The following is a 15,626-nucleotide window of genomic DNA, read 5'->3' as shown; positions in this document are numbered from 1 at the left end:
CGATGGCGCACAGACTGGGAGCCAACCGGTACGGCAAGGCGGAGTCCCGCGTCGTCCGGATCGTCCGCGACACCCAGCGGCACGAGCTGCACGACCTGAACGTGTCGACGTCGCTGCGCGGCGACTTCGAGGCGGCGCACACCACCGGCGACCAGGCCGCGGTGCTGCCGACGGACACACAGAAGAACACCGCGTTCGCCTACGCCAAGCTGCACGGCGTCGGCTCCGTCGAGGACTACGCGCTCGCGCTGGGGTCGCGGCTGCTCGACGCGTGCCCGGCCGCCGAGGCGGCGCAGGTGCGGGTCGAGGAGTACGGCTGGGACCGCATCGGCGACCACTCCTTCGTCCGCCGCGGCGGAAGCGTCCGCACGGCCGTGGTGACGGTCGGGCGCGAGGCCACCCACGTGCTGTCGGGCATCTGCGACCTCGCGCTGCTCAACACGACCGACTCCGAGTTCAAGGGCTTCCTGAAGGACGAGTTCACGACGCTGGCCGAGGCCGACGACCGGGTCCTCGCCACGTCGCTGGTGGCGCGGTGGCGGCACACCGACACCGACGGCATCGACTGGAACGCGTCCCACGAGGCGGTGAGGGCGACGCTGCTGGAGACGTTCGCCGGCACCTACTCGCGGGCGCTGCAGGAGACGCTCTACGCGATGGGCTGCGCCGTGCTCGACGCGCAGCCGGGAATCGCCGAGATCCGGTTCTCCGCGCCCAATCTGCACCACTTCCTCGTCGACTTCAGCGGCTTCCAGATCGACGGGCTCAGCAACGAGGGCGAGGTGTTCGTCGCCGCCGACCGGCCGTACGGGCTGATCGAGGCGCAGGTGACGCGCGACGACGTCCCACCCGCCGACGAGGCCTGGCTGGCCGTGCCGGGGTTCTGCTGATGTCCGGCGTGACGACGACGCGGGAGACGCTGCTGGCCTGCCTGTCCGTGCCGCGCTGGGCCGACGACGTGCTGGCCGGCCAGCCGTACGCCGGCCGCGACGCGCTGCTGCGGGCCGCCGACGCCGCCGCCCGCGAGCTCACCGACGAGGAGCTCGAGCAGGCGCTGGCGGGCCATCCGCGGATCGGCGAGCGCGGCGGCGCGCAGTCCCGGCGCGAGCAGTCCGGCGTCGTCGACGCCGCCGGACGGCTGGCGGCCGGCAATGCTGTGTACGAGGAGCGGTTCGGCCGGGTGTTCCTGATCCGCGCGGCCGGCCGGGACGCCGACGAGATCCTCGCCGAGCTGGACCGGCGGCTGCACAACGACGACCGCACCGAGCGGGCCGAGACCGTGTCGAACCTGCGCGAGATCGCGCTGCTGCGCCTGGAGGCGACGCTGTGAGCACCCTGTCCACGCACGTTCTCGACACCGCCGCCGGGCGGCCGGCGGCGGGCATCCGGGTCGTCCTGGAGACCAGGTCCGGCGACCGGCTCGGCGAGGGCGTGACGGACGCCGACGGCCGGATCGCCGCGCTCGGCCCGGACCCGCTGGACGCCGGCGACTACGTGCTCCGTTTCGACACGGCGGGCGCCTTCTACCCGGAGGTGGTCGTCGTCTTCGCCGTCGCCGACGCCGACGCCGGCCAGCACTACCACGTGCCGCTGCTGCTCAGCCCCTACGGCTACACGACCTACCGTGGCAGCTGACCTCGACCTCGTCGTCCGCGCCCGGCGGGCCGTCGTCGACGGCGCCGAGGCGCCGGCCGCCGTGGGCGTCGCGGGCGGGCGGATCGCCGTCGTCACGGCGTACGACGACCCGCCGCCGGCCGCGCGCACCGTCACCCTCGCCGACGACGAGGTGCTGCTGCCCGGCCTCGTCGACACGCACGTGCACGTCAACGACCCGGGCCGGGCCGAATGGGAGGGGTTCGACACGGCGACGCGGGCGGCCGCCGCGGGCGGCGTCACCACGATCGTCGACATGCCGCTGAACTCCGTCCCGCCGACCACGACCGTCGCCGCGCTGGAGGTCAAGCGGCGGACGGCCGACGGCCAGGTCTGGGTGGACGTCGGCTTCTGGGGCGGCGCCGTGCCGGGCAACGGGGCCGACCTGGAGCCGCTGCACCGGGCCGGGGTGTTCGGCTTCAAGTGCTTCCTGCTCGACTCCGGCGTCGACGAGTTCGGCCACCTCGAGCCCGACGAGTTCGCGTCGGCGATGCGGGAGTGCGCCGGGCTGGGCGCGCTGATGATCGTCCACGCCGAGGACGGCCGGCTGCTGGACGAGGCCGCGCTGGACGGCGTCCACTACGCCGGCTTCCTCGCGTCCCGCCCCGACAAGGCCGAGCAGGCCGCCATCGAGCTGGTCGTCGCACAGGCCCGGGCGACGGGTGGCCGCGCGCACATCGTCCACCTCAGCACCGCCGGGGCCGTGCCGGCGCTGCGTGACGCCCGCGCGGCCGGCGTCGACGTCAGCGTCGAGACCTGCCCGCACTACCTGACCTTCGACGCCGAGCACATCGCCGACGGCGCCACCGAGCTCAAGTGCTGCCCGCCCATCCGCGGCGCGGCCAACCGGGAGGCGCTCTGGGCCGCGCTGGCCGCCGGCGACGTCGACCTCGTCGTCTCCGACCACTCGCCGTGCACCGCGGACCTCAAGGAGGGCGACTTCGCGAGCGCGTGGGGCGGCATCGCGTCGGTCCAGCTCGGGCTGCCCGCGGTGTGGACGGGCGCCCGGGCGCGGGGCCTCGCACTGGCCGACGTCGTGCGGTGGATGGCGACGGCTCCGGCGGATCTTGTCGGGCTGCGGCACAAGGGCCGGATCGCGGCCGGCGCCGACGCGGACCTGGTCCGGTTCGCGCCGGACGAGGAGTTCGTCGTCGACGTCGCCGCGCTGCTGCACCGGAACCCGGTCTCGCCCTACGCCGGTCGCCGGCTGGCGGGAGTGGTGCGCGAGACGTGGCTGCGCGGACGGCCCGTCGGCGGAGCGCCGGCCGGGAAGCTGCTGCGAAGGGGCGAGCGATGAACGACTACTACGTGCCGCGCGGCGGGTTGCCGCCGCAGACCGCGCTCACCACCGATCGCGCGCGCTTCACTCAGGCCTACGCCGTCATCCCGGCCCGCACGCTCAGCGACATCACCGTGTCCTACCTGCCCGGCTGGGCGCACACCCGCCTCTGGGTGCTGGCCCGGCCGCTGTCGGGGTTCGCCGAGACGTTCAGCCAGTACGTCGTGGAGGTCTCCGCGGGCGGCGGCTCACGCCGGCCCGAGCCCGACCCGGCGGCGGAGGGTGTGCTGTTCGTGGTGGACGGGTCGCTCAGCCTCACCCTCGACGACGCCTCGTATGCGCTGGCGCCGGGCTCCTACGCGTTCGTTCCCCCTGGCGTTGTCTGGTCGCTCGTCAACGAGAGCGGGGCGAGCGCGACGTTCCACTGGATCCGCAAGGCCTACCAGCGGGTCGACGGGCTCGACGTGCCACCCGCGTTCGTCACCCGCGAGCAGGACGTCACACCCGTCGACATGCCCGGGACCGGCGGCGCCTGGTCGACGACCCGGTTCGTGGACGTCGCGGACCTGCGGCACGACCTGCACGTCAACATCGTGAACTTCAGGCCCGGCGCGTCGATCCCGTTCCCGGAGACGCACGTGATGGAGCACGGCCTCTACGTCCTGCAGGGCAAGGCCGTCTACCTCCTCAACGAGGACTGGGTCGAGGTCGAGGCCGGCGACTTCATGTGGCTGCGCGCGTTCTGCCCGCAGGCCTGCTACGCCGGCGGGCCCGGGCCGTTCCGCTACCTCCTCTACAAGGACGTCAACCGCCACGTCGCGCTTCGAGGCGATCAGTAGCCGCCTCCGCCACCGCCTCCGTCGCCGCCGACCAGCATCGCGAGCACGAAGAGGGCGATGACGGCGGCGACCACGGCGACCCAGATGAACGTCCGCTGCGTCTGTGTCGTCATGGTGATCTCACCTCCCGACCCTGTGCCCGTACCCGCCGGCCCGTCGCCCACACCCGGACGCCGTTTGGCCGGGCCGGCCGCGGGTAGGCGGGAAGGAGAGCGACCGCGCGGAAAGAGGAGTCGTGATGATGCAGGCAGCACACTGGACCGTCGAGCTCATCATCGACGAGCACCAGGACGACCGGACGACTCACGCCGAGGCCCGGCTGCAGGCGCCGGGACGACCGGCCCTGGCCGGTGTCGGCCGGGCGCGGCGCAACCCGGACGACCCCGAGGTCCCGCGCATCGGCGACGAGCTGGCCGTGGCACGCGCCCTGTCCGACCTCGCACACCAGCTGCTCGACGTCGCCGCCGGCGACATCGAGGTGACGAACCGCCGGCCTCAGACGTGGCGGGCGTAGGCGGCGATGGTGAGGAACGTCGGGTAGGCCGGCTCCAGGGCGGCCTCCTCGAACAGCCGCCGCGCGGTCTCGACCCGGCCGCCTCGCTCGGCATCCTCGCCGGCCTCGGCGAGGAGCCGCTCCACCTCCTCCTCGACGAGGTAGCGGACCAGCCGCGGCGTGATGAGGCGGCCGTCGTCCAGGGGCGTCTCGGTCTCGATCCACTGCCAGATCTGCGATCGGGCGAGCTCCGCGGCAGCCGTGTCCGCGACGAGACCGCCGGCCGTGACCGTGCCCCGTCCGCCGAGCCACGCCTCGAGGTAGCCGATGGCGACCGCGACGCTGCCGCGCAGCCCGTCCTCGGTGACCATGCCGGGAGTGGCCGCGACGTCGAGCAGGTCGGCGGCCGTGACGGGGCGCCGGCCGGCGCCGTCGCCGTCGACGCGCCTGCGTTCGGTGTAGGCGAGTAGCTCGGTGTAGGCGCGCAGGAACGGGACGTCCGCCGTGACGGCCGACCGGTCCGGCAGGACGAAGCGCCGGCCGCGGCTGCGGAACGTCTTGACGATGCTGAACAGGTAGTCCGACTCGTCCGCTTCCAGCCCCGCGGCGTGCTCGCCCAGCTCGTAGAGGATCTCCTCCGCCTCGAACGCGGCGGTGATCGTCTCGACGATGACGGTGGCGCGGATCGTGCCGCGCTCCAGCCCCAGCACGTCCTCGGCGTGGGCGAAGACGTCGTGCCAGAGGCGCGCCTCCTGGTGGCTCTCCAGCTTCGGCAGCCGGAACCACGGCCCGGCGCCTGCGTGGTGGAACACGTACAGGCCGGCGTCGACCAGCGCCGCGGCCATCGGCTGGTCGTCGACGCGCAGGTGCTTCTCGGTGAGGTGCCAGCCGCGCGGCCGGACGATCGCGGGCCGGTGTGTCGCGCGCAGGTCCAGCTGCCCGGTGACGACGTTCACGAGGTGCGGTGTGGCCGTGTCCTCGAAGTCGGCCCGCCCGACGTCGGCGCCGGGGTCCAGCAGCCCGGCCGGCAGCGGCGGCACACGCCACTCCGGGTCGTCGCGGATGGCCTTCGTCTCCGGCAGGAAGTCCGGGTTCTCGCCGTCGGCGATCCGCTGCCGGCGCTCCTGCCGGGCCGCGAGCAGCTCGGCTCGCCGTCCGGCGAACCGGCGGTGCAGGTCGGCGAGGAAGCGCAGCGCGGCCGGCGTCAGGATCTCGTCGGCGCCGGGAACGGCCGGCCCGGTCACCCGGACCGGCGAGGTGGCCGGCGCCGACGGCGGCGCCGGAAGCGGCGGACGGGTCTGGATGGTGGTGGTCACGATGCTCTCCTCCGCTGGCCCACGCAGACGTGAAGACTGCTGACACATCAACCGTGGGCCGGGACGGATGGCTGGGCAAGCGCCCGATGACGTGAAGATCTGCCGTTCTTCACCAACCGTGAAGACATGCGCGCTGGCGGGCCCAGCTCGGCCTCGGCCACGTCAGAGCAGCGAGTTCGCCTTGGCCCAATCGACGAAGCCGCCGGGCTCGAGTGGGTATCTGGCGCCCGAAGCCAGCATCGCATCGACGAACCCGCTTGAGGCGACGCTGGTGATCCTGCCGCTCCGGACGGCTTCGGCGACGACCCAGAGCAGGCCATGCGCGTCGAGGCCGCCGCGCTGGGCGGCGGCACGGGCGTCCTTGTCGTCGATGATCGGGAGGGCGCCGTGGACCTGCGCCCATGCCAGGACGGTGGCCTCGCCGCGGTTCCGGTCGCCGGCAGCGACCCGTTGGAGCCACTCGCCCAGCGCCACGAGCTCTGCCAGTCCGTCGACATGGACGACCTCCAGCCAGCTGGGCAACGCGACGCCCGCAGCCTCGAGCTCTTCCACGACCGCGGCGGTCGTCAGGTTCTGCCAGCCGGATGCGATGTCGCCGAGGACGTCCAGGCGATCAATGCGGCCGGCGTGCAGGACGGGCGACGTGTCCCAGATCAGGATCGTCATGGTGCGGCATCGTCCTCGCGGTCGGGCAGATCTGTCTCCTCGAGCGCGCCGTGCAGCAGTTCGATGGCCCGCGCTGGGGTTACCGTCCCGTCCTGATAGGCGGCCAGCACTGCTCGCCGCCAGGCCGCGCCGGTCTCGCCCGTGCGCAGGTCTTCCACCGGCTCCGTTCCGAAGATCGCCAGGAAATCGCCTCGCTGCGGAGTCTGGGCGTTCAAGGTGCCCGCGCGTTGGGCGTCGACCAGCCCCGCCCGCTTGACCGCCTTTACCGCGGCGCCCCATGAGACTCGGAACTCGGCGGCGAGCTGAACCAGCTTCTCGCGCTCGGAACCCTGGAGCAGGGGCCACCGAGCGGTGACGGCGGTCTCCGGTAGAAGGAAGGCCGCGGCGAACGCGTCGATCAAGCATTCGCGCTCGTCGCGACTGGCCGCCACCCCGATGTCCGACTGGTACTCATCCCCCAGCAGGTGATGGCCAAGCTCATGTGCGGCGGTGAAGCGGCGCCGGCCCGCTGGCGCGGTACCGCCGACGATCGCGACACCGAACTGGTCGTCCAGGCGCAGGGACGCCCCTTCACCTGGCAGGGCCGCGACCAGAAGGTAGAGACCGAAGTATTCGGCCGTCGATGCCATGCCTTGCACGGGCTTGTCGTCGAGGGCGATGGCGGCTCGCGCCGACAAAGCCAGAGCTCGTGCATCGGCAACGCTCGCCACCGGTCCGGAAGGGAGCGCGAGACCGTCCGGGAGGAATCCGCCGGTTCGGAGGAACTCCGCGTCGCGTGCGTGGGCCTCGAGCGCCGCGTCCAGCCGAAACCGGTCGCGTGCCGCCGGCTGAGCGGCTTCGTCGAGGTCCATGCGCTGGGACACGATCGCTGGAATCGGTGCGGAGACGAAATGACCTGCCGGTACTCCGAGGTGGTCCGACAACCGAAAGAGTTCCAGCGCCGATACCTGGCGCTGTCCGCTCTCCACCCGCACGAGCGCGGAACGGTCGATACGCAACAGACTCGCAAGTTGGCTCTGACTGAGTCCAGCCGCGATCCGAGCCTCGCGCACGCGACGGCCCACCTGGTCCCACCTCTCCACACTGCCCGCCATAGTGCGAATATCGCACACTGCTGCCGGCGTGGCAACGATCCCGGAAGGGATCTGCACGCGTGGAGCTCTCGGTAACCGCTCGGGACGAGTCGTCGACCGGCCGCTCAGCTCGCCCGGGACGCCGAGTCGTGCGCCGAGCGCAGGATGTGCGAGCGCATCCGCTGCTCGGCCAGGTCCTCGTCGCCCGCGACGATCGCCTCGTGCACGCCCAGGTGCTCGCGCAGGCCGAGGGCGAACTCGGACCGATCGGAGAGGACGTGGCGGCGCATCGCGGCGTCGACGCCGAGCAGGACGCCGACGAACTGGATGATCGGACGGTTCGCGGACAGCCGGCGCACCGTCACGTGGAACCGCGAGTTGGCCTCGACGACGCGGTCGAGGTCGCCGGTGTCGGCGAGCTGCGTCATGGTCCGGACGACGTCGGTGTAGGCACTGCGCTCGACGCCGGTGACGTGCCCGGCCGCCCACCGCGCCGCCGTCAGCCGCGCGGCCAGTCCCTCCAGCGCCGCCCGGGTGACGACGACGTCCTGGACCGACGTGATGGCGGTGTCGCTGACGAACACGCCCTGCCGGGGGACCGCGGTGACGAAGCCCTCGTTCTCCAGCCGCCGCAGCGCGTCCTTGACCGGCATCGTGCTGATGGCCAGCCGGGTCGCGATCGCCCGCTCGGAGATCCGGTCGCCCGGGCCGAGCGCGCCGGAGATGATGTCATGGAGGATCGTCTCGTACGCGCGGTCGCGCAGCAGGGCCATCGAACGGTCTCCCCGAAAGTGTCGTCCTAGCCGGGTCAAGGCGGACTCTTGTCCGGTGCGGCGGCGATCCTGCGGTCTCGCCACGAGCCGGGCCGGAGCCCTTCGGCGTCCTGATATATTACGACCTCCCAGCGTACCGGCCGCCGCGGCCGTTCTGTGGTGCCGCTGTTGCTCGATCGAGGCCTGAATCCGCTCTCCGACCTGTCCCATCGACGCAGGGAGCCGTGATGTCGCGACCCGGTACCGTCCTCGGCCACTCGATGCCGGCCGTCGACGACCTCCCGGCACCGGCGGTGACGGTGGTGCTGTGCGACCTCGACGACTTCGAGGCCGGCCGCCGCTCGCACGGCGAGGACTGGGCCCGGCGCCAGCTCGCCCGGGCCGAGGAGATCGTCGCGTCGCTGGTGGACGGCCGCGCCGACGCCCGGCGCTGGTTCGTCCCGCCGGACTCGTGGCTGGTCGCGATCGGCGGTGACGACCCGGCCGCGGTGCACCGTGCCGGCGTCGCCCTCGCCCGGCGGTGGCACCGGCTGATCGGGCAGCGGACCGACCTGACCACCGCCGTCGGCGTCAGCGGCGCGCATGCCGGACCGGGCCGGCTGGAGCAGGCGATGGCCGAGGCGGCACGCGCCATCGACGCGAAGCTGGTGGACGGCGGCGACCGGGTGCGGCGGCACGACCAGCTGCCGGTCGCCGACCCGTCCCGGCAGCCGCCGGAGCGGGTGGAGGACGACCTCGGCCGGTGCGTCCGCCGGGGCGACGCCGACGGCGCGGTCGCGGCGCTGGCGGCGTGGATCGACCGGATGAGCGTCGTCGACGGCGTGACACCGGGCCTGCTGCGGCACTGGATCGGCGCCGAGCTGCTCTACGCCATGGACGTCAGCGGCCGGCGCCGGCTGCCCGACGGCTCGGCCGACTGGATCGAGTCGTTCGGCCGGCTCGCGCTGGACGAGCTGCTGGACATGTTCGTGATCCACGAGCGGTCCTACCTGCTGCTGTGGCTGCGCCGGCTGTTCACCCGGATCGTCGCCGAACGCGCGGCGCCGTCGCCCGGCCGCCAGGTGCTGAGCGTCGTCGAGGAGCACATCAAGGCGCACTACGCCGAGGACCTGCGGCTGGCCACCGTCGCCGAGGCGGTGTACCTGAGCCCGCACTACATCTCCCATCTGTTCCAGCGCGAGCTCGGCACCACGTTCCTGCAGTACCGCACCTCGGTGCGGATGGGCCATGCCCGGCAGCTGCTGTCCTCGACCGAGCTGCCGATCGAGGCGGTCTCGTGCCGGGTCGGCTACTACTCGCCGAAGCGGTTCCGCGACGTCTTCAAACGAACCTTCAGCGTCACCCCGACCGAGTACCGCCAGCGGTACGGGCCGCGGTGAGGTGGACAAGTCAGGGGTCATCGACAGCACGGACGGGGGCATCGGAGGGTGGCCGCCGGCACTAGCGTCCGGGCATCCACCCCGTCGAGGAGGTCCCATGAGACTGCCGTTCCGCCGTCGATCCGGTCGTGCCGTCAGCGGCCTGGTCCTGGCATCGCTGCTGGCCGTGGCGCCGGGCACGATGGTCGCCGGCGCCGAGAGCCAGCTGCCGGGCACGGTCGAGAATCTCGGCACGCCGATCAGCAGCTTCCTGATCCTGGACAGCGTCCAGGGGGTCGACAAGGACGGCCGGCCGATGCTCTACGGCAGCACCTACGCGGCCAGCTCTCCCGGCGTGACGTTCTTCGCCATCGACATAGAGACCGGCGACGTCGTCAAGCAGCTGCCGATGACCGGCTCCTGGGGCGGCTACCACACCGAGATCGGCACCGACGGCAAGGTGTACCTGACGACGCAGAGCGGTGACGGGCTGGCGCACCTGTGGGCCTACGACCCGAAGAAGGAGCAGATCGGCATCGTCAAGACCTCGCCCGAGACTGACATCGGCCACACGTTCTTCTTCGGCGTCAAGCAGGGCGAGCGGAGCAAGCTCTACCTGGGCACCTACCCGTCGGGGAAGCTGTACGAGTACCACCAGCCGTCCGGGCGGCTGCGCGACGTCGGCGTCGTGCAGGAGGGGCGGAACTACGCCAAGGCGATCGTGCCGCTGGACTCGCTGCATGTGTTCGTCGGCGGCGGCACCCCGGCCGCGGCGAACATCGTCAACGTCCGCACCGGAGCGAAGACGAACATCCTGCCCGCGGCCTACGAGGACTACGCGTTCGCCTACAACGCGACCAGGGTCGGCGACGACCTGCTCGTCCAGCTGGTGGGCGGCGACTCGCGGACGCTCCGCTTCGAGCTGACCGGCTCGGGCGCGACGTTCGCCGGCGAGGTCCCGCAGCTGTCCGGCTACACCATCACGCCGATCGACGACGATCGTGCCTACGCGCTCGGCGCGTGCACCGGCCAGGCCTACGGGGTGGTCGAGTACAACGTCGAGACCGAGGAGTGCACCCGGCTCACCGACGCGTCGTGGGTCTCCGGGACGATCTCCGAGGTCGAGATCGACGGTGAGTCCTGGCTGGTGAGCATCGGCTCGGCCGGGCTGTTCGGCCGTTTCAACCCGGCGACCGGCGAGCTGATCACCGAGCAGCGCTACTTCCCGGGCTCGGGGACGAACGTGTGGGCGCTGCGCACCGGGCCGGACGGCAACGTCTACGGCGGCACCTACGAGACCAACGCGCTGTTCCGGATCGACCCCGGCACCGCGCAGACGACGGTGCTCGGCCCGGTCGCCGTCGGCGCGTCCGGCGAGATCCTCTCGATGGCCAGCACCGACGACGAGCTGTACATGTCGTCGTATACCCACAACATCGTCACGGTGTACGACCCCTCGAAGCCCTGGCATCCGGGCGTGGGGGAGACCGACAACCCGCTCAGCCTCGGACCCGTCGGCGACCAGCAGTACCGGCCGTGGGACACGATCCGGGGCTCGTCCGGCGACATCTTCGTCGCCTCCGGTGCGATCTACGGCGCCCTGGGCGGTGCGCTGACCCGCATCGACGACGAGACCCACGCGGTCCAGTCGTGGCGGTACCTGGCCGGTGACCAGAACATGTTCTCCCTCGCCGCCGGCGCCGGCGAGATCTACCTGGGCAGCACCACCCACGGCGACGGCGTCCAGGCGACCGGCGAGGTGGAGCTGATGGTCATCGACGAGGCGACCAACCAGGTCACCGAACGGTTCGTGCCGACGCCCGGAGCGAAGTTCATCTTCTCGCTGGCCACGGCGGCCGACGGGACGGTCTACGGCGTCACGGACAACGGCAGGTGGTTCCGGTTCGACCCGGACACCCGGACGGTGACGTCGCTGGGCGACTTCCCGCTCGGCACCGCCACCGCGCTGGCGACCGGCCCGGACGGCGTCGTGTACGGCCTCACCGCGGGCGCCCTGTTCCGCATCGACGCGGCGACGGACACGGTGACCGCGCTCACCGACGTCGGCGGCACGTTCTACCGGACCATCGCCTTCGACGACGCGGGCCGTGTCTACTGGGGCAACTGGTCCGAGGTCATGCGCTGGACGCCCTAGCACCACACTGGGCAGGCGCCCTCGCGTCCGCGGCGGGCGCGAGGGCGCCTGCAATTCGAGGAGGACGCACTGTGAGCCCCACCCGCGCGTACGTCGGCGGCACCGTGATGGACGACCCGAGCCGGCCGGTGTCCGGCATCGCCGTGGTGAACCTGAACGGGCCGCACGTCACGCTCGTCGGCCGGACCGCGCCGGCGGCGGTGAACACGACGTACCTGGCGGCGCGGCCGGGCGGCGACGTCGTCTACGCGGCGGCGTACGACCCGGCCGAGACGCTGAGCGCGTGGCGGGTGGCCGGCGACGAACTGGAGCCGCTGGGCTCGGTGCCGGCCGGGGGCGGCCGGGCCTGTCACCTGGCCGTCCATCCGTCGGCGCCGTTCGTGCTGGCCGCGGGCTACCGCGACGGCACCGTGGCCGTGCACCCCGTCGACGCCGCCGGGGCGCCGGCAGCGGCCAGCCACGTCATCGCGCACACCGGCTCCGGCCCCGACCCTGGCCGCCAGGCCGCCGCGCACGTGCACATGGTCACGATCGACCCGGTCCGCGGCGACGTCCTCGCCGTCGACCTGGGCACGGACACGATCCACCGGTACCGCCTCGACGAGGGGTCCGGCCGGCTCGCCGAGCTCGACCGGATCGCGCTGCCGCCGGGGACCGGGCCCCGTCACCTCGTCGTGCTCGGCGACCGTGCGTACGTCGCGGGGGAGCTGGCCTCCACGCTGACCGTCGTCGACCTCGCCGCGTCGCCGCCGCGAGTGGTCACCACCGTGCCGACCGGCGACACCGGCGGACCGGCCCGCTGCTACCCGTCGGCCATCCGGGCGAGCCTCGACGGCCGGTTCTGCTACGTCGCCAACCGCGGCCCGAACACGCTGGACACGTTCGACGTCTCGTCCGGCGCGCCGGTACGGCGGGCCAGCACCGGGATCGGCGGCGACTATCCGTGGGACCTCGTCGTCGCCGGACGGCACCTCTACGCCGTCAACCAGCGCTCCGGCGACCTGACGACGTTCGCCCTCGACCCGTCGACCGGCGTGCCCGAGCGGGTGGGCGCCTCGGTCGCCGTGCCGAGTCCGGCCTGCATCCTGGCGGTGTGAGTCAGCGGTCGCGGGCGGCGGCGCGCTGCTGGAACAGCTGCGTCACCACGCGCTCGGACAGCTCCAGGCTGCCCGCGGCCGGCTCGAACGCCGGCTGCTCGCGGTCCTCGCCGTGCACCTCGCGGTGCAGCCGCTCCATGTCCTCGTCGAGCTTGGCCGCCGTCATGGCCGCCTCGTGCAGGCTGGCCAGCAGTTCGTCGGGCACGTGCTTGTCGTACTTGTAGTAGATCTTGTGCTCGAGGCTGGCCCAGAAGTCCATCGCGATGGTGCGGAACTGCACCTCGACCGGCACCGGCGTCGGGCCGTCGGAGAGGAACACCGGCACCTCGACGATCGCGTGCAGGCTGCGGTACCCGTTGGGCTTCGGGTCGCCGATGTAGTCCTTCACCGTCACGACCTCGATGTCGCGCTGTCCGGTGAGCAGGTCGAAGACGCGGTAGGCGTCGGAGACGAACGAGCAGGTCACGCGGACGCCGGCGATGTCGGTGATCTGCCCGCGGATCGCCTCGAACGTCGGCTCGCAGCCCTTGCGCCGGGCCTTCTCCAGCACGCTCTCCGGCGTCTTCAACCGGGCCGACACGTGCTCGATCGGGTTGTAGACGTGGACGGTGCGGAACTCCTCCTGCAGGATGCGCACCTTCGTGGTGATCTCGTCCATGCCGAACTTGTACGAGAGCATGAACCGCGAGAACTCGTCGCGCAGTTGCCGGAACTCGGCCAGTAGCTCAGGAACGTCGTCGATCTCGCTCATCGCTCTCGATCGTATGCGAGCCGTTCGCGCGGGCCGGGTGCCAGGCGGGCAGGTGGGCGTCGTCGCGGGGGAACATGCGGTGGTCCTCGAGCAGGTCCTCGGGATCGGCGTCGCCGCTTTCAGGGGTGCCGTCGTGGATGCCGCCCCACGGCGGGTTCTCGAAGTCGAACGAGCCCTGCACGCGGCGGTCGGCGGTGACGGTGATCGTGGCGAGGTACCAGGCGCCCAGCCCGGGGCGGGCCATCGACGTGCGGAGGTCCTCGACGGCGTCGAGCAGGTCCAGGCCCAGCTCGGTGCCGGTGTCGACGTCGCCGCCGGTCCGCTCGATCGCCAGCCCGGCCTCGATCTCCGCGCCGGCCGCGGTGACGTCGAGGGTGAGGCGCCGCCAGTCGTCGCCGGCGGCGTCGATCATGGCCCAGCCGACGGCGTCCAGCGTGGCCTGGTCGGGGATGCTCATGGCGGGTCTCCTGGGAGCGGGTTCGGGAACTTCACCGTCTTCGTGACGCCGTCGATCGTGTGCGTCACCGTGATGACGCCGGGCCGGTGGGTGCCGTCGGTGTAGTACAGCACGATCTTGACGCTGACGGGTTTGCCCTCGTCGATCGCGCGCTTCCAGCGCCGTTCCAGCTTGGCGAACCGGCGCCGGTTGAGGTCGGCCTCCATCGGCGTCAGGTTGATCTTGTCGCCGATGCCGCCGAGCATCGAGGCGATCAGGTGGCCCGCGTCGTCGCCGGGCAGCTTGCCCTCGACGGTGCGCTGCGCGTACTTCTTCCGCTTGCCCGGCGGCCGCGCGGTGAGCGCCGCGTCGACGCTGACCACCCAGCCGGCGCCGTCGGTCGTGTAGACCATGCTCTCGTCGACGACGATGACGTGGTCCGGCGGCGGCTTGGCCCGGATCTTCGCGTCCTTGCGGTCGGTGCCGGAGATGTGGATGACGGGGAGCGCCCGGGCCGGTGCGGCGGGCGCGGGCGGCGCGGACGCCGTCGCGGCGGCGCCGACCGGCCGGACCAGCTCGGTCAGCTCGTCCGCCACGCCGGACAGCGCCGCGGCGACCTCGTCGCCGAGGCCGCTGACGCCGGCCAGCAACTCGCCGGCAGCGGCGTCGACGGCGTCGGCGACGGCCCGGGTGGCCGGGCCGCCGCCCGCCGCCTGCTCCACGAGCCGGCGGACCTGCTCGGCGTTGCCGCGCATCACCTCGAGCACGCCGTCGAGCTCGCGCGGCAGGTCGTCGTCGCGGACCTGCCGCAGTGCCTCGGCGCTGTCCCGGATGGGCCGGTCGCCCACGTGACCACCCGCTCTCTGCTCGCTGGTGGCCACGATAGAGCGACGAGCCCGGCTCAGCCGCCGATGGCCGGCTGGGCGCCGCCCTTGAGCTCGGCCAGCCGCGCCTCGATCTCGATCGAGGCCGAGGCGTCCTCCAGCTCCTCGAACTGCATGTCGATCGACGACGCGGCCACCTCGGCGGCGCCGGCGACCTGCGCCTCCTGGCGGCGCACCTTGTCCTCGAACCGGGACACCTCGCTGGTCGGGTCGAAGATGTCGATGGACTTCACGGCGTCCTGCACCTGCGCCTGCGCCTGCGCGCTCTTGGCCCGCGCGACCAGCTCGTCGCGCTTGTTCCTCAGGTCGTCCAGCTTGGTCTTCATGCCGGTCAGGCCGGCCTTGAGCTTCTCGACGACCTCGCGCTGCGAGGCGATCATCGGCTCGGCGGTGCGGGCCTCGGACTCGAAGCCCAGCTGCTTGCCGATCGCGACCTTGGCGAGGTTGTCGAACTTGTCGGCGTCGACGGTGTTGCCGGCGGCGCGGAGCTGGTCGGCCCGCTGCGACGCGGCGAGCGCCTTGTTGCCCCACTCGGCGGCGGCGCGGACGTCCTCGGCGTGGTCCTGCTCGGCCAGCCGCAGGTTGCCGATGGTCTGCGCGACGGCCCGCTCGGCCTCGGCGATGTTGTCGGTGTAGTCGCGGACCATCTGGTCCAGCATCAGCTCGGGGTCCTCCGCGCGGTCGAGCAGCGAGTTGATGTTGGCCTTGGCCAGCTGGGAGATGCGTCCGAGGATCGATTGCTTCTCTGCCATGGTGTGTCCTTCGTTCCTTGGCCCCCCGCGGAGCCGCGATCGGATGAAAGGTGAGAGCTCAGGATCAGAACCGTCCACCGCCTCCCCGGCGACCCCGGGTG

General features: G+C 72.3%; 17 protein-coding genes. 9 read left to right on the top strand and 8 right to left on the bottom strand.

The features are described 5' to 3' along the window. Positions 1–2 precede the first annotated feature (2 nt). The 6 genes from pucL (at position 3) to C1I92_RS22600 (ending at position 4,285) form a co-directional block, all read left to right on the top strand. Positions 3–890: a factor-independent urate hydroxylase gene (gene pucL, locus C1I92_RS22625; RefSeq protein WP_111256918.1), complete on the top strand. Its 888-nt coding sequence runs from the start codon at positions 3–5 to the stop codon at positions 888–890. Positions 891–898: 8 nt separating this feature from the next. Continuing rightward, entirely contained in the window at positions 899–1,330 is a 432-nt protein-coding gene (uraD, locus tag C1I92_RS22620) for a 2-oxo-4-hydroxy-4-carboxy-5-ureidoimidazoline decarboxylase (protein ID WP_233507176.1), read from the top strand. Further along, complete coding sequence (uraH, locus tag C1I92_RS22615) at positions 1,327–1,635, top strand: hydroxyisourate hydrolase (RefSeq protein ID WP_111256916.1); 309 nt, start codon at positions 1,327–1,329, stop codon at positions 1,633–1,635. The genes uraD and uraH overlap by 4 nt, the downstream gene beginning before the upstream one ends. Further along, positions 1,625–2,950 carry an allantoinase AllB gene (allB, locus tag C1I92_RS22610; RefSeq protein ID WP_111256915.1) on the top strand — a complete coding sequence of 442 codons (1,326 nt, stop codon included), beginning with the start codon at positions 1,625–1,627 and terminating at the stop codon, positions 2,948–2,950. The genes uraH and allB overlap by 11 nt, the downstream gene beginning before the upstream one ends. After that, the gene (locus C1I92_RS22605; RefSeq protein WP_111256914.1) at positions 2,947–3,771 is read left to right on the top strand and encodes a bifunctional allantoicase/(S)-ureidoglycine aminohydrolase; all 825 of its coding nucleotides are present in this window, start codon (positions 2,947–2,949) and stop codon (positions 3,769–3,771) included. Before allB ends, C1I92_RS22605 begins: the two co-directional genes overlap by 4 nt. A gap of 241 nt (positions 3,772–4,012) precedes the next feature. Further along, positions 4,013–4,285, top strand: coding sequence for a DUF1876 domain-containing protein (locus tag C1I92_RS22600; protein WP_111256938.1), 273 nt, complete (start codon positions 4,013–4,015; stop codon positions 4,283–4,285). Here C1I92_RS22600 and C1I92_RS22595 read toward each other — a convergent pair. The 4 genes from C1I92_RS22595 to C1I92_RS22580 all read right to left on the bottom strand — a co-directional run bounded on the left by C1I92_RS22595 (position 4,267) and on the right by C1I92_RS22580 (position 8,092). Next, positions 4,267–5,580 carry a malate synthase gene (locus tag C1I92_RS22595; protein ID WP_233507175.1) on the bottom strand — a complete coding sequence of 438 codons (1,314 nt, stop codon included), beginning with the start codon at positions 5,578–5,580 and terminating at the stop codon, positions 4,267–4,269. The genes C1I92_RS22600 and C1I92_RS22595 overlap by 19 nt on opposite strands. A 162-nt stretch (positions 5,581–5,742) precedes the next feature. After that, the gene (locus tag C1I92_RS22590) at positions 5,743–6,246 is read right to left on the bottom strand and encodes a PIN domain-containing protein (protein ID WP_111256912.1); all 504 of its coding nucleotides are present in this window, start codon (positions 6,244–6,246) and stop codon (positions 5,743–5,745) included. Continuing rightward, positions 6,243–7,310 (bottom strand): helix-turn-helix domain-containing protein, encoded by a 1,068-nt coding sequence (locus tag C1I92_RS22585; RefSeq protein WP_199521491.1) that lies wholly within the window; start codon positions 7,308–7,310, stop codon positions 6,243–6,245. The genes C1I92_RS22590 and C1I92_RS22585 overlap by 4 nt, the downstream gene beginning before the upstream one ends. 134 nt (positions 7,311–7,444) lie before the next feature. Next, the gene (locus tag C1I92_RS22580) at positions 7,445–8,092 is read right to left on the bottom strand and encodes a GntR family transcriptional regulator (RefSeq protein ID WP_158564238.1); all 648 of its coding nucleotides are present in this window, start codon (positions 8,090–8,092) and stop codon (positions 7,445–7,447) included. Positions 8,093–8,319: 227 nt separating this feature from the next. On the opposite strand from C1I92_RS22580, the gene C1I92_RS22575 reads away from it, so the two are divergent. The 3 genes from C1I92_RS22575 (at position 8,320) to C1I92_RS22565 (ending at position 12,702) form a co-directional block, all read left to right on the top strand. Further along, positions 8,320–9,471: a helix-turn-helix transcriptional regulator gene (locus C1I92_RS22575; RefSeq protein ID WP_111256910.1), complete on the top strand. Its 1,152-nt coding sequence runs from the start codon at positions 8,320–8,322 to the stop codon at positions 9,469–9,471. Positions 9,472–9,568: 97 nt separating this feature from the next. Further along, positions 9,569–11,605: an NHL repeat-containing protein gene (locus C1I92_RS22570; RefSeq protein ID WP_111256909.1), complete on the top strand. Its 2,037-nt coding sequence runs from the start codon at positions 9,569–9,571 to the stop codon at positions 11,603–11,605. A 71-nt stretch (positions 11,606–11,676) separates the two neighbouring features. Beyond that, positions 11,677–12,702: a lactonase family protein gene (locus tag C1I92_RS22565; protein ID WP_111256908.1), complete on the top strand. Its 1,026-nt coding sequence runs from the start codon at positions 11,677–11,679 to the stop codon at positions 12,700–12,702. A 1-nt stretch (position 12,703) separates the two neighbouring features. On the opposite strand, the gene C1I92_RS22560 is transcribed toward C1I92_RS22565, so the two are convergent. Genes C1I92_RS22560 through C1I92_RS22545 form a run of 4 tightly spaced genes read right to left on the bottom strand, consistent with a single transcriptional unit; the run spans position 12,704 to position 15,525 of the window. Further along, complete coding sequence (locus tag C1I92_RS22560) at positions 12,704–13,453, bottom strand: GTP pyrophosphokinase (RefSeq protein ID WP_111256907.1); 750 nt, start codon at positions 13,451–13,453, stop codon at positions 12,704–12,706. Further along, complete coding sequence (locus C1I92_RS22555) at positions 13,428–13,910, bottom strand: hypothetical protein (RefSeq protein ID WP_111256906.1); 483 nt, start codon at positions 13,908–13,910, stop codon at positions 13,428–13,430. Before C1I92_RS22555 ends, C1I92_RS22560 begins: the two co-directional genes overlap by 26 nt. Next, the gene (locus C1I92_RS22550) at positions 13,907–14,737 is read right to left on the bottom strand and encodes a DNA/RNA non-specific endonuclease (RefSeq protein ID WP_111256905.1); all 831 of its coding nucleotides are present in this window, start codon (positions 14,735–14,737) and stop codon (positions 13,907–13,909) included. The genes C1I92_RS22555 and C1I92_RS22550 overlap by 4 nt, the downstream gene beginning before the upstream one ends. 53 nt (positions 14,738–14,790) lie before the next feature. Next, the gene (locus tag C1I92_RS22545; protein WP_111256904.1) at positions 14,791–15,525 is read right to left on the bottom strand and encodes a PspA/IM30 family protein; all 735 of its coding nucleotides are present in this window, start codon (positions 15,523–15,525) and stop codon (positions 14,791–14,793) included. Between the last annotated feature and the right edge of the window lie 101 nt (positions 15,526–15,626).

The organism is Jiangella anatolica (assembly GCF_003236295.1).
Taxonomy (GTDB): Bacteria; Actinomycetota; Actinomycetes; order Jiangellales; family Jiangellaceae; genus Jiangella; species Jiangella anatolica.
The sequence above is the reverse complement of the archived record's forward strand: the minus strand, read 5'-3'. Positions and strand labels throughout refer to the sequence as shown.

Bases quoted from the DNA above. Each gene is read 5' to 3' on its own strand.
- C1I92_RS22605 (WP_111256914.1), top strand. From the start codon at position 2,947: ATGAACGACTACTACGTGCCGCGCGGCGGGTTGCCGCCGCAGACCGCG.
- C1I92_RS22560 (WP_111256907.1), bottom strand. From the start codon at position 13,453: ATGAGCGAGATCGACGACGTTCCTGAGCTACTGGCCGAGTTCCGGCAA.
- C1I92_RS22570 (WP_111256909.1), top strand. From the start codon at position 9,569: ATGAGACTGCCGTTCCGCCGTCGATCCGGTCGTGCCGTCAGCGGCCTG.
- C1I92_RS22555 (WP_111256906.1), bottom strand. From the start codon at position 13,910: ATGAGCATCCCCGACCAGGCCACGCTGGACGCCGTCGGCTGGGCCATG.
- C1I92_RS22590 (WP_111256912.1), bottom strand. From the start codon at position 6,246: ATGACGATCCTGATCTGGGACACGTCGCCCGTCCTGCACGCCGGCCGC.
- pucL (WP_111256918.1), top strand. From the start codon at position 3: ATGGCGCACAGACTGGGAGCCAACCGGTACGGCAAGGCGGAGTCCCGC.
- C1I92_RS22600 (WP_111256938.1), top strand. From the start codon at position 4,013: ATGCAGGCAGCACACTGGACCGTCGAGCTCATCATCGACGAGCACCAG.
- C1I92_RS22545 (WP_111256904.1), bottom strand. From the start codon at position 15,525: ATGGCAGAGAAGCAATCGATCCTCGGACGCATCTCCCAGCTGGCCAAG.
- C1I92_RS22580 (WP_158564238.1), bottom strand. From the start codon at position 8,092: ATGGCCCTGCTGCGCGACCGCGCGTACGAGACGATCCTCCATGACATC.
- C1I92_RS22575 (WP_111256910.1), top strand. From the start codon at position 8,320: ATGTCGCGACCCGGTACCGTCCTCGGCCACTCGATGCCGGCCGTCGAC.